The sequence below is a fragment of the Streptomyces sp. NRRL S-378 genome, assembly GCF_000720645.1.
GTDB lineage: Bacteria > Actinomycetota > Actinomycetes > Streptomycetales > Streptomycetaceae > Streptomyces.
Genome location: NZ_JOBX01000021.1, coordinates 19162 through 32763, shown reverse-complemented (window position 1 = coordinate 32763; position 13602 = coordinate 19162). Strand labels below are relative to the sequence as shown.

Here is a 13602-nt window from a genome sequence, read left to right as displayed (position 1 = left end):
CGGGCGGCCTAGTTGTTCGCGGGCTCCGGCTCCGGCCGGGGTTCGGGCCTGCGTTCCGGCCGGGGCGCGGGCGCCGGGTCCGGCATCGGCTCGGTGGCGGCGCCGAGGGGCGGGGCGACCGGCGGCAGGGCCTTGAACACCCAGGTCCGGTACGACCAGAAGCGGAAGACGGTGGCCGTGCCGATGCCGATGAACTTGAAGACGTTGCTCGCGAGCGGGCCGTCCCAGCCGAAGCCGTAGGTGGCCGTGTAGAGCACGCCGTTCTCGATGACCAGGCCGATCGCACTGAAGCCGGCGAAGAGGGCCATCTCGCGGGTGCGGCCGCTCTGGGCGCGGTCCCGGTAGGCGTAGTAGCGGAAGCCGAGGTAGTTCGTGGCGATGGCCACGACGGTGGCTATCACGCTCGCACGGACCACCTGGAGATCGGTGGTGTGCCGGATCAGGTTGAAGACACCCAGGTTGACCAGGACACCCAGGCCCCCGACCGCCCCGAACTTGGCGACCTCTCTCACGAGGCCGCGTACGCGTGCGAGGACCGATCCGCCCTGCGTGCTCATCAGTAGGCCAGTCCCTGTCGGTCACCGCCCCCTCACGGGGCGTCCGGTGTTCTCCGTCAACCCACCCATGCTAAGTCTCCCCCCTGTGGTCCGTCTGTGCCTTCCGGCGCCCTGCGACGCACGGCACACAGGGGGATCGCGCAGGACACCCCCCGGGGTCAGGTCCGGATGGCGGAATACCGGCGGATACCCTGGAGGAGTGACGTTCCCGGTAGTCGGCATGGTCGGCGGCGGTCAGCTCGCCCGCATGACCCACGAGGCGGGCATCCCCCTCGGCATCAGATTCAAGCTCCTCAGTGACACACCACAGGACTCGGCGGCCCAGGTCGTGAGCGACGTCGTCATCGGCGACTACCGCGACCTGGAGACGCTGCGTGCGTTCGCACGCGGCTGTGACGTGATCACCTTCGACCACGAGCATGTGCCCACGGAGCACCTGCGGGCCCTGGAAGCGGACGGCATCCCCGTCCGCCCGGGGCCCGATGCTTTGGTACACGCCCAGGACAAGGGGGTGATGCGCGCCAAGCTCGACGAGATCGGCGCGCCCAGCCCCCGCCACCGGATCGTGAGCGATCCGGACGACGTGACCGCTTTCGCGGACGAGGTCGGCGGGTTCCCCGTCATCCTCAAGACCGTGCGCGGCGGCTACGACGGCAAGGGGGTGTGGTTCGTCCGCACCCCGCAGGACGCCGCGGCCCCGTTCAAGGCGGGCGTCCCGGTCCTCGCCGAGGAGAAGGTGGACTTCGTCCGCGAACTCGCGGCGAACATCGTCCGCTCCCCGCACGGGCAGGCGGTCGCCTACCCCGTCGTCGAGTCCCGCCAGGTGGACGGGGTCTGCGACACGGTGATCGCTCCCGCCCCGGATCTCTCCGAGGAGCTGGCCGGCGAGGCCCAGGCCCTCGCCCTGCGCATCGCGCAGGAACTCGGCGTGACCGGCCACCTGGCCGTGGAGCTGTTCGAGACCACCGACGGCCGCATCCTCGTCAACGAACTGGCGATGCGTCCGCACAACAGCGGTCACTGGACCCAGGACGGGGCCGTGACCTCCCAGTTCGCCAACCACGTGCGCGCGGTCCTGGACCTCCCGCTGGGCGACCCGCGCCCCCGCGCCAAGTGGACCGTCATGGCGAACGTGCTGGGCGGGGACTACCCCGACATGTACGCGGCCTACCTGCACTGCATGGCCCACGATCCCCAGCTCAAGATCCACATGTACGGCAAGGACGTGAAACACGGTCGCAAGGTCGGCCACGTCAACACCTACGGCGACGACCTGGACGATGTGCTGGAGCGCGCACGCCACGCTGCCGACTACCTCAGAGGAACGGTCACGCAATGAGCACCACCGCCGCAGGTCCTGTCATCGGCATCGTCATGGGGTCCGACTCGGACTGGCCCGTGATGGAGGCCGCAGCCCAGGCCCTCGACGAGTTCGAGATCCCCTACGAGGTCGACGTCGTCTCCGCCCACCGGATGCCGCGCGAGATGATCGAGTACGGGGAGCAGGCCGCCGGCCGCGGCCTGAAGGCGATCATCGCGGGCGCGGGCGGAGCCGCCCACCTGCCCGGCATGCTCGCCTCGGTCACCCCGCTGCCGGTCATCGGCGTGCCGGTGCCGCTGAAGTACCTCGACGGCATGGACTCCCTGCTGTCGATCGTCCAGATGCCGGCCGGGGTCCCCGTCGCCACCGTCTCGGTCGCCGGCGCGCGCAACGCCGGCCTGCTGGCCGTACGGATGCTGGCCGCCCACGACGAGGAGCTGCTGGCCCGGATGCGCGACTTCCAGCAGGAGCTCAACGACCAGGCCACCGAGAAGGGCAAGCGGCTGCGCACGAAGGTCGCGAACGCGGAGTCCTTCGGGTTCGGCAAGTGAGCGCGGCGCAGCGTCTGGCGGAGGCGCGCGAGCTGCTGGCCGAGCACCCCGTCGTGGACGGTCACAACGACCTGCCCTGGGCGCTGCGCCAGCAGGTGCGCTACGACCTCGCGCAGCGGGACATCGCGGGTGACCAGTCCGCACACCTGCACACCGACATCCCCCGGCTGCGCGCCGGGGGTGTCGGGGCGCAGTTCTGGTCGGTGTACGTGCGGTCCGACTACGCGGGCGACGAGGCGGTCAGCGCCACCCTGGAGCAGATCGACGCCGTCGCCCAGCTGATCGACCGTTACCCCGGCGACCTCGTGCGGGCGCTGACCGCGGACGACATGGAGCGGGCCCGCGCCGACGGCCGGATCGCCTCGCTGATGGGCGCCGAGGGCGGCCACTCCATCAACAACTCGCTCGCCACGCTGCGCGCCCTGCACCTGCTGGGCGTGCGGTACATGACGCTCACGCACAACGACACCATCGACTGGGCGGACTCGGCGACCGACGAGCCGCGGCACGGCGGTCTGACCGACTTCGGCCGCGAGGTCGTCCGCGAGATGAACCGCGTCGGCATGCTGGTGGACCTCTCGCACGTGGCCGAGACGACGATGCGCGACGCCCTCGCCGTCTCGGTCGCACCGGTGGTCTTCTCGCACTCCTCGGCGCGCGCGGTCTGCGACCACCCGCGCAACATCCCCGACGACGTGCTGGCGCTGCTGCCGGCCAACGGCGGGGTGGCGATGGCCACCTTCGTCCCGAAGTTCATCCTCCCGGCGGCGGTCGAGTGGACGCTGGCCGCGGACGAGAACCTGCGGACGCACGGTTTCCACCACCTCGACACCACCCCCGAGGCGATGGCCCTGCACCGGGCGTTCGAGGCGGAACGGCCGCGGCCGGTGGCCACCGCCGCCACGGTGGCCGACCACCTGGACCACATGCGGGAGGTGGCCGGGGTCGACCACATCGGCATCGGCGGGGACTACGACGGCACGGCCTTCACCCCGTCCGGCCTGGACGACGTGGCGGGCTACCCGAACCTGGTCGCGGAGCTCCTCGCGCGCGGCTGGTCCAGGGCCGACCTGGCCAAGCTGACCTGGTCCAACGCGGTCCGCGCGCTGCGCGACGCGGAAGCGGTCGCGCGTGACCTGTCGGCCACCCGGGGCCCGTCGAACGCGGTGCTCTAGGCACGGCGGCAGCGGCGGCCGGGGGGTGTGGTGACGGGGTGTGACCTGCGGTTCACCCGAACGCCACACCTGCCGGGCGGCCGCGCAGCCCCGCGTGTCACGGTGGCAGCATCTCTCCCTGCTGCCGCCGAGACCGGAGCGAACGCCATGGCCGACCTGCAGGACGAACCCCACTCCGTGGGCATCGGGGCCGAGGACCTCCCGGCCCCCGCCGCACCCGGGACGCAGGCGAGCGCCCTCGAACGGGCCGCCGCACTGCTGTCCGTCCACCCCGTCGCCGACGGTTGCAACACGCTGGTCTGGACCCTGCGCCAGAGCCCGTACCACGACATCGAAACCCCCGACGCGGGCGTCGACACCGACATTCCGCGCCTGCGCGCCGGGGGAGTGGGGGCCCAGTTCTGGTCCCTGCTCGTGCCGCCGCAGGGCGGGCCGGGCCAGGGCGCGGCCGGCGACCGGGTGGTCTCCGACACCCTGGCGCAGATCGACGCGGCGCTGACCCTGATGCGCCGCTACCCCGACAGCCTCTGCCTCGCGCTCAGCGCCGACGACATGGCGGACGCCCGCAACCGTGGCCTGATCGCCTCGTTCCTCGGGCCCGTGCCGGGTCTGACGCTGACGGACTCCCTGGGCGCGCTGCGCGCCTTCCACGCGCTGGGCGTACGGATCCTCGCGCCCGCGGGAGCGCCCTGGGCGCAGGAGACGCTGACGGCCTTCGGCCACGAGGTGGTGCTCGAGGCGAACCGGCTGGCGATCCTGCTGGACCTCACGGGCTGCGGACCGGCGGTCGCCCTCCGGCTCGCGAGCGCATCGAAGGCCCCGGTGATCATTTCGAACACGGGGGCCGCCGCGCTGAACCCGCATCCGGGGAACGTGACCGACGAGGTGCTCGTCGCGCTGCGCGAGGCGAAGGGCCTGGCGATGGTCACCTTCGACACCGCGCGCACCGGGGACTCCCTGCACGCGGTGGCGGACCACCTCGACCACGTACGGGCGGTCGCGGGCCCGGACTGCGTCGGACTCGGCGCGTCCTTCGGCACCGAACCGCCGGCCCCCCGCCCGACGGGCCTGACCGACCCCTCGGGTTACCCGCGGCTGATCGCGGAACTCCTGGACCGCGGCTGGCCGGAGTCCGATCTGGCCCTCCTGACCTGGGGCAACGCCCTCCGCGTGATCCGCGACGCAGAGTTCACCGCCCGTCGCAAACCCGGCCCCGCCGCCCCCCTCTAGCGCGCCGCTCCCCGTCCAGCCGCGCCGGGCGGACCGCAGGGCCCCCGCAGGGGTCAGGCTCGGGGCCGCCCCATCGCCCGGTACGTCCAGCCGGCGGCCCGCCACCGCACCGGGTCCAGCGCGTTGCGGCCGTCCAGCACGAGCCGGTCGGTCACGACGGAGGCGAGCTCCGCCGGGTCGAGGTCGCGGAACTCGCGCCACTCGGTGAGGTGGAGGACCACCTCGGCGCCGCGGGCCGCCGCGAGTGCGGAGTCCGCGTACCCGAGGGTCGGGAAGACCCGCCGGGCGTTGTCCATGCCCTTGGGGTCGTAGACGGTGACCTGACCGCCCTGCAGGTGGATCTGGCCCGCCACGTTCAGCGCGGGCGAGTCCCGTACGTCGTCCGAGTCCGGCTTGAAGGTGGCGCCGAGCACGGCGACCCGCTTGCCGAGGAAGGACCCGCCCACGGCCTCGCGGGCGAGCTCGACCATGTGCCCGCGCCGCCGCATGTTGATGGAGTCGACCTCGCGCAGGAAGGTCAGTGCCTGGTCCGCGCCGAGCTCGCCCGCGCGCGCCATGAAGGCACGGATGTCCTTCGGCAGGCAGCCGCCGCCGAAGCCGATCCCGGCCCGCAGGAACTTCGCGCCGATCCGCTCGTCGTAGCCGATGGCCTCCGCCAGCTTGACCACGTCACCGCCGGCGGCCTCGCATACCTCCGCCATCGCGTTGATGAAGGAGATCTTGGTGGCGAGGAAGGAGTTGGCGGCGGTCTTGACGAGCTCGGAGGTCGGGAAGTCCGTGACGACCAGCGGCGACCCCTCGGACACGGGGGTCTCGTACACCTCGCGCAGCAGCTTCTCGCCGCGCTCGCCCTGGACGCCGATCACGATCCGGTCGGGGTGCAGGGTGTCCTGCACGGCGAAGCCCTCCCGCAGGAACTCCGGGTTCCAGGCCAGTTCCACGCCGTCGCCCGCCGGGGACAGCTCCACCAGCTTCTCCGCCAGGCGCTGTGCCGAGCCCACCGGCACCGTGGACTTGCCGACGACCAGGACCGGTCGCGTCAGGTGCGGGGCCAGCGAGTCCATCGCGGAGTCGACGTAGGACATGTCGCACGCGTACTCGCCGTGCTTCTGCGGGGTGTTCACGCAGACGAAGTGGACGTCGCCGAAGGCGCCGACCTCCTCGTAGGAGGTCGTGAACCGCAGCCGCCCGGTCGAGCCCGGCAGCCCGGCCACGTGCTTGGCCAGCAGTTCCTCCAGCCCGGGCTCGTACATCGGCACCCGGCCCGCGGCCAGCATCTCGATCTTCTCCGGCACCACGTCCAGACCCAGCACCTCGAAGCCCAGCTCGGCCATCGCCGCGGCGTGGGTCGCGCCGAGGTAGCCGGTGCCGATCACAGTGATCCTGAGGGGGGCCATGGGTGCTCCAGAGGTGCGGGGCCGTTTGCGGCCACTGAGCATAGTCGGGCCGACCGGCGGGGACGGTCCCCAGGAGCACCGTCTCTGTCATGCAGCTCACGTGGCCCGTCCATATCGCCATCCGTGACCGGGACACTAAACTTGAGTTACTTAACGGTAGTTAGCATCACGTTATCGCGTGTCACTGGGGAGTGAGAGATCTTGGCGGGTTCTGCCGACTTCGACCTGTACCGCCCGGCCGAGGAGCACGACATGCTCCGCGAGTCGGTCCGCTCGCTCGCCGAGGCGAAGATCCTGCCGTTCGCAGCCGCCGTCGACGAGGAGTCCCGCTTCCCGCAGGAAGCCCTCGACGCGCTGGTCGCCAACGACCTGCACGCCGTCCACGTGCCCGAAACCTACGGCGGTGCCGGCGCCGACGCCCTGGCCACCGTCATCGTGATCGAGGAAGTGGCCCGCGTCTGCGCCTCCTCCTCCCTCATCCCGGCCGTGAACAAGCTCGGCTCCCTCCCGGTGATCCTCTCCGGTTCCGAGGAGCTCAAGGCCAAGTACCTCGGCCCGCTCGCCAAGGGCGACGCGATGTTCTCCTACGCGCTCTCCGAGCCGGACGCGGGCTCCGACGCCGCCGGCATGAAGACCCGCGCCGTGCGCGACGGGGACTTCTGGGTGCTCAACGGCGTCAAGCGCTGGATCACCAACGCGGGCGTCTCCGAGTACTACACGGTCATGGCCGTCACCGACCCGGAGAAGCGCTCCAAGGGCATCAGCGCCTTCGTCGTCGAGAAGGGCGACGAGGGCGTGTCCTTCGGCGCGCCGGAGAAGAAGCTCGGCATCAAGGGCTCCCCGACCCGCGAGGTCTACCTCGACAACGTCCGGATCCCCGCCGACCGCATGATCGGCGCCGAGGGCACCGGCTTCGCCACCGCGATGAAGACCCTCGACCACACCCGTATCACGATCGCCGCCCAGGCGCTCGGCATCGCGCAGGGCGCCCTGGACTACGCCAAGGGCTACGTCCAGGAGCGCAAGCAGTTCGGCAAGCCGATCGGCGACTTCCAGGGCGTGCAGTTCATGCTCGCGGACATGGCCATGAAGATCGAGGCCGCCCGCCAGCTCACGTACTCGGCCGCCGCCAAGTCCGAGCGCGTCGACGGCGACCTGACGTTCTTCGGCGCCGCGGCCAAGTGCTTCGCCTCCGACGTGGCCATGGAGGTCACCACGGACGCCGTCCAGCTCCTCGGCGGTTACGGCTACACCCGTGACTACCCGGTGGAGCGCATGATGCGCGACGCCAAGATCACGCAGATCTACGAGGGCACGAACCAGGTCCAGCGGATCGTCATGGCCCGCAACCTGCCGTAGCCGCAAGCCTGCGACCTGCGCGGACCAGGACGACCCCCGGCCACGGCCGGGGGTCGTCCTGGTACGGGCCCCCGCCCGCGGCGCGCGCCCGCCGAGACATCCGGCACCGGCTTCCGGGCGCCCCCGGATGGGCTAAATTTGGACCTTCGTACGCCGGAATCGGTTGGGGAGAACGCAATGACGGAAGCGATCCTGCTGGTCGGCGGACAGGGGACACGGTTGCGCCCCGTGACGGTGAACACGCCCAAGCCCATGGTCCCCACGGCAGGCGTCCCGTTCCTCGCCCACCAGATAGCCAGGGCCGCCGCCGCCGGTGTCACGCACATCGTCATGGCCACCTGCTACCTCGCCGAGGTCTTCGAGCCCTACTTCGGGGACGGTTCCGCCTTCGGCCTCAGCCTCGAGTACGTGGTGGAGGACGAGCCCCTGGGGACCGGCGGCGCCATCCGCAACGCCGGGCAGCGCCTGACCGGCGGTCCCGACTCCTCCGTCCTGGTCTTCAACGGCGACATCCTCACCGGCCTGGACATCCGCGGCCTGGTGGACGCGCACGAGGCGGCCGACGCCGACGTCTCCCTGCACCTGGTCCGGGTCGAGGACCCGCGCGCCTTCGGTCTCGTCCCCACCGACCCCGACGGACGGGTGCTCGCCTTCACCGAGAAGCCGCAGACGCCCGAAGAGATCATCACCGACCAGATCAACGCCGGCTGCTACGTCTTCCGCCGCAGCGTGATCGACTCCATCCCGGCCGGCCGCCCCGTCTCCGTCGAGCGCGAGACCTTCCCCGGCCTGCTCGCCTCCGGGGCCACGCTCCACGGGGTCACCGAGAACACCTACTGGATGGACCTCGGCAAGCCCGAGTCCATCATCCAGGCCTCCGCCGACCTCGTCCGCGGCGTCGTTCCCTCCCCGGCCGTACCGGGCCGCCGCGGCGAGTCCCTGGTCCTGCCCGGCGCGCAGGTCGCCGCCGGAGCCAAGCTGTCGGGCGGCACCGTCGTGGGCGCCGGAGCGCGGATCGAGGCCGGCGCGGTCGTCCAGGGCTCCATCGTGCTCGACGACGCGGTCATCGGCCCGGACGCGCAGGTGAACGCCAGCCTGATCGGCGCCCGCGCCGCCGTGGGCGCGCGGACCGTGCTCGACGGCACCGTCGTCGGCGACGGCGCCGTCGTGGGCGCCGACAACGAACTGCGCGCGGGCGCCCGGGTGTGGTGCGGGGCCGAGCTGCCCGCCGCCGCCGTCCGCTTCTCCCCGGACGCCTGACTGCCGGTCCGGGGAGGCGGGGCGGCACCCCCCGCGGTCAGTTGCCGCGGACGGTGACCTTCTCGTCGTTCTGGATCTGCTTCACCAGCTGCTGCACCTTCGCCTTGTCCCAGACGAGGTTGCCGCCGCGCTGACCGGAGATCGGCATGTTCATCGACACGCCGTCACCACCGTTGACGCCCTTCATCGCGAAGAACATCTGGCCCATGTCGTACAGGCCCATGTCCTTGTCGACGATGAGGGTGTCCAGGCCCGCGCCCAGCATCGGGTAGAGCGCGAACGGGTTCAGGATCGTCGAGGGGGTCGCGGCCTGGTTGGCGAGGGCCGCCAGAAACTTCTGCTGGTTCTTGGTCCGCTGGAGGTCGGACTCGGCGAAGGCGTATCGGGTACGGACGAAGGCCAGCGACTGCTCGCCGTTCAGCGTCTGCTTGCCCGCCTTGAAGTCGGCGCCGGACTTCTCGTCCTTGAAGCCCTCCTCGATGTCGAGCTCCACACCGCCCAGTGCGTCCACGATGTTCGCGAAGCCGGCGAAGCCGATCTCCGCGTAGTGGTCGATGCGCAGGCCCGTGTTGTGCTCGACCGTCCGCACCAGCAGCTCGGGGCCGTCCTCCGCGTACGCCGCGTTCAGCTTGACGCGCCGCCCCTGCGCGGGGAACTTCTTGCCGGACTGGGAGCCGACGAAGGAGGGGATCTCCACGTCCGAGTCGCGCGGCAGCGAGATCATCGTGTTCCCGCTGGAGCACTTCGCGAGGATCATCATCGAGTCGGTCCGCTTGCCCTCGGCCGAGCCCGTGTGGAGCTTCTTCTTCTCCTCGTCGGACATCCCCTCACGGCTGTCCGAGCCCACGATCAGGTACGTCGTGCAGTCGCCCTCCTTCGGCCGTTCGATGACCTTGGAGAGGTCGACCTCGCGGCGGACCTTGGAGTCGGCCCAGAAGTAGGTGGAGACGGACGTCACAAGGAGCGCCGAGACCAGCACGATCGAGCCGATCTTGATCCGCCTGCGCCAGTCCGGGGCCGGACCGGGCGCCCGCCCGGGGCCGTTCGGGCCCGACGGCCCGCCGGGACCTCCCGGCCGGCCCGGGGCGCCGCCGGACGGCGAGCCGTACACCTGGCCGGTGTTGTAGCCGCTGTCGTAACCGCCGTACGTGTCGTGGCCGCCCGCCTGCTGCGGAGGGACGCCGGGCGTGGGCAGGGGCCCCGCCGGGCGCTGCGGCCGCGGGGGCTGCACGGGCTGCGGCTGGGGCTGCCGCTGGATGTGCCGCATCCGCTGCACACCTTCGGGCTGCGGACGCGCGCTGCCGCGTCCGTAGGCGTCGTCACGACCTTCTGGCCAGTCATTCATGCGCCCAAGAATGCCTGGCGCGGCGGCGCCTCCGACAGCCCGGGGCAGGATCCGTACCGGTGCTGTTGCAGAGCTGATGCCTGCGCGTCCCAACTAAGGTGTCCGTATGACACAGATACCGGGCGAGCTGCCCGGGAAGCCGACCGCTGCCTCCCGGACGACCCTCAGCCACATCATGACCGCCAACGACACCAACCTCCTGGGCACGGTGCACGGTGGCGTCATCATGAAGCTGGTCGACGACGCCGCAGGCGCCGTGGCGGGCCGTCACTCCGGTGGTGCGGCGGTCACCGCCTCCATGGACGAGATGGCCTTCCTCGCCCCCGTGCGCGTGGGCGACCTCGTCCACGTGAAGGCCCAGTGCAACTGGACCGGCCGCTCCTCCATGGAGATCGGCGTACGCGTCCTCGCCGAGCGGTGGAACGAGTCCACCCCCGCCACCCAGGTCGGCAGCGCCTACCTCGTCTTCACCGCGGTCGATTCCGACGGGAAGCCCCGCCAGGTCCCGCCGGTGCTCCCGGAGACGGAGCAGGACGAGCGGCGCTACCAGGAGGCCCAGATCCGCCGCACCCACCGGCTCGCCCGCCGCCAGGCCATCATGGCCCTGCGCGAGGAGCGCGCCGCCCAGGGCTTCGACGACTGAGACGGCCCCGCAGGGCCCGTACGGCCGCCGTACCGGCCGGCGTACGGGCCCTCAGCCCCCGCAGACCACCTGATCGCCGCTGACGACCCCGAAGGCGCCCTGGTACGGGTCCTCCGCGCGCACCGGCACCACCTTGCGGTAGTCGGCGCCCGCGATCACCGTGACCGTCCGGCCCTGCCCCGCGACCGCCCGCAGCTCACTGCCCGGCAGCGCGGTCGCCACCGAGCGCGCCGAGCGGTCCCAGCGCGGGTCGTACGTGATCACCGTGCGCTTGACGTCGCGGCTCGCACCGTTGCCCGGGGCCCGCGTGGTGTCGAAACCGGTGGCGCGCAGCGCGGAGTCCACGCGCCCGCCCAGCCCGTCGATCCGCGTCCCGTTCTCCACCTGGACCCGGACCTGCGCCGGGGGCACGTCCACCGGCACGGCGGCGGGCCGGCCGGCGGCGGCCTTCCCGGGCCGGGCCGGGGCCAACGGCCGGTCCTCGCGCAGCGCCTCGAAGAGCTTGGCCGCCTTCGGCTCGTCCCACTTCACGGTGGAGCCGATGCCCTTGACACGGAACGAGGGGCTGCCGATGGGCACCGAGGCGAACTCGGAGGAGGAGGGGGTGAAGTCCCGCATCGCCTGCCCGAGCGCCAGCATCTGCTCCGAGCCGAAGCCCCGGTCGGCGCGGACCGAGCCGAGCAGGGTGGAGCTGAGCTCCTTGAACTTGACCGGGTTCAGCAGCACACCGCCGCCGGTCGCCTGCTTGATCAGGGCGGCGACGAACCGCTGCTGGCGCTGCATCCGGCCGAGGTCGGAGGCGCCGTCGACGTGGCGCGAGCGCACGTACTGCAGGGCCTGTCCACCGGTCAGCCGGTGGGTGCCGGGCAGCAGGTCGAGGCCGGTGTTCGGGTCGCGCATGGTCTTGGCGGTGCAGATCTCCACGCCGCCCATCGCGTCGACCGTCTTCATGAAGCTGGTGAAGTCGACCTCCAGATAGTGGTCGATCTTCACCCGGGTCATGTTCTCGACCGTCCGCACGGTGAGGTTGGGCCCGCCCTCCGCGTACGCCGCGTTCAGCCTCACGGGGTGGGGTTTGTGCGCCTTCCCGGTGACGAGGTCGCGGTGCGCGGGCACCTCGGCGTAGCTGTCGCGGGGCAGGCTGACGACGCTCGCCCGCTCCCTGTCCGCCGACAGGTGCACCAGCATGATCGTGTCGGTGCAGTGGCAGGGCGCTCCGCCCAGGCGGTACTCGCGCTTCTCCTCGGGGCTGACCTTCTCCCGGCCGTCGGTGCCCACCAGCAGGAAATTGATGCCGTGTCCGGCCTGCGGGCGGTTCTTCATGTCCTTGAACGGGTCCACCCGCTCGATCCCGGTGTCCAGACCGGTCATCACCGCGTGCCCGATGGCCCCGGAGCCCAGCACCACCACCGACAGCCCGGCCGCGAGCCGCACCCCCCAACGGGGCCGGCCCTCCCGGTGCCGGGCCGGTCCGCCGCCGCCGCCGCGCCGCACGCGCTGCGGCCGGGGCGGCCCGGCTGGACGGGTGGGACGGTGCGGCTGGGGCACGGTGGACACCTCCGCGGGAGCACAGGGATACCGGTCGAAGGACGGGCCGGCCCTCCTGCAGCTCAGCCGGCTGATTCGACAGAACAGTAGGCCCATACGATCAGCCGCTGTCCCTACCGATCACTCGGCGCGCACCTGGTTCCCCCGTACGCGGTAACGTGACACCGATACCCGACCTTGAAGGACCACATGCCCGCCCAGCAGCCCGCAGTCTCGGTGATCATGCCGGTGCTCAATGAGGAGCACTACCTCCGTGAGTCCGTCCGCCACATCCTGGAGCAGGAGTACGCGGGCGAAATGGAGGTGGTGATCGCACTCGGGCCCTCCACGGACCGCACCGACGAGATCGCCGCCGAACTCGTCGCCGAGGATCCCCGAGTCCACACCGTCCCGAATCCCACCGGCCGGACCCCGGCGGCGCTCAACGCCGCCGTCAAGGCCTCGCGTCACCCGATCGTGGTACGCGTCGACGGCCACGGCATGCTCTCCCCGAACTACATCGCCACCGCCGTCCGCCTCCTGGAGGAGACCGGTGCGCAGAACGTCGGCGGGATCATGCACGCCGAAGGCGAGAACGCCTGGGAAGAGGCCGTCGCCGCCGCGATGACCTCGAAGATCGGCGTCGGCAACGCCCCCTTCCACACCGGCGGCCAGGCCGGCCCGGCCGAGACCGTCTACCTCGGCGTCTTCCGCCGCGAGGCGTTGGAGCAGCAGGGCGGCTACAACGAGGAGTTCATCCGCGCCCAGGACTGGGAGCTGAACTTCCGCATCCGCGAGGCCGGCGGACTGATCTGGTTCTCGCCCGAGCTGAAGGTCCAGTACCGCCCGCGGCGCTCGGTCAAGGCCCTTGCCAAGCAGTACAGGGACTACGGCCGCTGGCGGCACGTGGTGGCCCGCTACCACTCGGGCTCCATCAACATGCGCTACCTGGCCCCTCCGACCCTCGTCTGCGCGATCGCCGCGGGCGTGGTCGTGGGCGTGACCGTCACCCCGCTGGGCTTCGCCGTTCCGGCGGGCTACCTCGCGGCGATCGCCGCGGGCTCCGTCCCGGCGGGCCGGGGGCTGTCGCTCAAGGCCCGGGCGCAGATCCCCGTCGCCCTGGCGACCATGCACCTGAGCTGGGGCTTCGGCTTCCTGACCAGCCCGCGGGCCCTGGCGGACAAGCTCATCGCGAGCCGCCGCCCGGCCGTGGTGCCCGGCGTCCCGCAGGCCTGAG

General features: G+C 71.6%; 12 protein-coding genes. 8 read left to right on the top strand and 4 right to left on the bottom strand.

Going from position 1 to position 13602, the window contains the following annotated elements:
• Positions 1 to 8 precede the first annotated feature (8 nt).
• Positions 9 to 557, bottom strand: coding sequence for a GtrA family protein (locus IH80_RS0117150; RefSeq protein WP_051809437.1), 549 nt, complete (start codon positions 555 to 557; stop codon positions 9 to 11).
• 220 nt (positions 558 to 777) lie between these two features.
• On the opposite strand from IH80_RS0117150, the gene IH80_RS0117145 reads away from it, so the two are divergent.
• From IH80_RS0117145 to IH80_RS0117130, 4 genes are all read left to right on the top strand, one after another.
• Complete coding sequence (locus tag IH80_RS0117145) at positions 778 to 1896, top strand: 5-(carboxyamino)imidazole ribonucleotide synthase (RefSeq protein ID WP_030961398.1); 1119 nt, start codon at positions 778 to 780, stop codon at positions 1894 to 1896.
• The gene (gene purE, locus IH80_RS0117140) at positions 1893 to 2429 is read left to right on the top strand and encodes a 5-(carboxyamino)imidazole ribonucleotide mutase (RefSeq protein WP_030961396.1); all 537 of its coding nucleotides are present in this window, start codon (positions 1893 to 1895) and stop codon (positions 2427 to 2429) included. The genes IH80_RS0117145 and purE overlap by 4 nt, the downstream gene beginning before the upstream one ends.
• On the top strand, positions 2426 to 3604 hold the full coding sequence (locus IH80_RS0117135) for a dipeptidase (protein WP_030961395.1): 1179 nt from the start codon (positions 2426 to 2428) through the stop codon (positions 3602 to 3604). The genes purE and IH80_RS0117135 overlap by 4 nt, the downstream gene beginning before the upstream one ends.
• 102 nt (positions 3605 to 3706) lie before the next feature.
• Positions 3707 to 4834, top strand: a complete 1128-nt coding sequence (locus tag IH80_RS0117130; protein WP_030961393.1) for a membrane dipeptidase — start codon at positions 3707 to 3709, stop codon at positions 4832 to 4834.
• Between the two features lie 53 nt (positions 4835 to 4887).
• Here the strand turns inward: IH80_RS0117130 and IH80_RS0117125 are convergent, their stop codons facing one another.
• Entirely contained in the window at positions 4888 to 6231 is a 1344-nt protein-coding gene (locus tag IH80_RS0117125; protein ID WP_030961392.1) for a UDP-glucose dehydrogenase family protein, read from the bottom strand.
• Positions 6232 to 6432: 201 nt separating this feature from the next.
• Here IH80_RS0117125 and IH80_RS0117120 point away from each other — a divergent pair, with 201 nt between their 5' ends.
• Both IH80_RS0117120 and IH80_RS0117115 read left to right on the top strand, forming a co-directional pair.
• Positions 6433 to 7590 carry an acyl-CoA dehydrogenase family protein gene (locus IH80_RS0117120; RefSeq protein WP_030659849.1) on the top strand — a complete coding sequence of 386 codons (1158 nt, stop codon included), beginning with the start codon at positions 6433 to 6435 and terminating at the stop codon, positions 7588 to 7590.
• A 177-nt stretch (positions 7591 to 7767) separates the two neighbouring features.
• A complete protein-coding gene (locus IH80_RS0117115) occupies positions 7768 to 8850 on the top strand; it encodes a nucleotidyltransferase family protein (protein ID WP_030961391.1) in 1083 nt (360 codons plus the stop codon).
• 37 nt (positions 8851 to 8887) lie between these two features.
• Here the strand turns inward: IH80_RS0117115 and IH80_RS0117110 are convergent, their stop codons facing one another.
• Complete coding sequence (locus IH80_RS0117110) at positions 8888 to 10195, bottom strand: LCP family protein (RefSeq protein ID WP_078906581.1); 1308 nt, start codon at positions 10193 to 10195, stop codon at positions 8888 to 8890.
• Positions 10196 to 10301: 106 nt separating this feature from the next.
• Between IH80_RS0117110 and IH80_RS0117105 the strand changes: the two genes are divergently transcribed.
• Positions 10302 to 10838: an acyl-CoA thioesterase gene (locus IH80_RS0117105; protein WP_030034027.1), complete on the top strand. Its 537-nt coding sequence runs from the start codon at positions 10302 to 10304 to the stop codon at positions 10836 to 10838.
• Between the two features lie 51 nt (positions 10839 to 10889).
• On the opposite strand, the gene IH80_RS0117100 is transcribed toward IH80_RS0117105, so the two are convergent.
• Entirely contained in the window at positions 10890 to 12272 is a 1383-nt protein-coding gene (locus IH80_RS0117100) for an LCP family protein (protein WP_030961387.1), read from the bottom strand.
• 303 nt (positions 12273 to 12575) lie between these two features.
• Between IH80_RS0117100 and IH80_RS0117095 the strand changes: the two genes are divergently transcribed.
• The gene (locus IH80_RS0117095) at positions 12576 to 13601 is read left to right on the top strand and encodes a glycosyltransferase family 2 protein (RefSeq protein WP_030961385.1); all 1026 of its coding nucleotides are present in this window, start codon (positions 12576 to 12578) and stop codon (positions 13599 to 13601) included.
• The last annotated feature ends 1 nt before the right edge of the window (position 13602 follow it).

Excerpts from the sequence above, each read along its gene's own strand:
- purE (WP_030961396.1), top strand. The coding sequence starts at position 1,893 with ATGAGCACCACCGCCGCAGGTCCTGTCATCGGCATCGTCATGGGGTCC.
- IH80_RS0117115 (WP_030961391.1), top strand. The coding sequence starts at position 7,768 with ATGACGGAAGCGATCCTGCTGGTCGGCGGACAGGGGACACGGTTGCGC.
- IH80_RS0117095 (WP_030961385.1), top strand. The coding sequence starts at position 12,576 with ATGCCCGCCCAGCAGCCCGCAGTCTCGGTGATCATGCCGGTGCTCAAT.
- IH80_RS0117105 (WP_030034027.1), top strand. The coding sequence starts at position 10,302 with ATGACACAGATACCGGGCGAGCTGCCCGGGAAGCCGACCGCTGCCTCC.
- IH80_RS0117145 (WP_030961398.1), top strand. The coding sequence starts at position 778 with ATGGTCGGCGGCGGTCAGCTCGCCCGCATGACCCACGAGGCGGGCATC.
- IH80_RS0117125 (WP_030961392.1), bottom strand. The coding sequence starts at position 6,231 with ATGGCCCCCCTCAGGATCACTGTGATCGGCACCGGCTACCTCGGCGCG.
- IH80_RS0117150 (WP_051809437.1), bottom strand. The coding sequence starts at position 557 with ATGAGCACGCAGGGCGGATCGGTCCTCGCACGCGTACGCGGCCTCGTG.
- IH80_RS0117110 (WP_078906581.1), bottom strand. The coding sequence starts at position 10,195 with ATGAATGACTGGCCAGAAGGTCGTGACGACGCCTACGGACGCGGCAGC.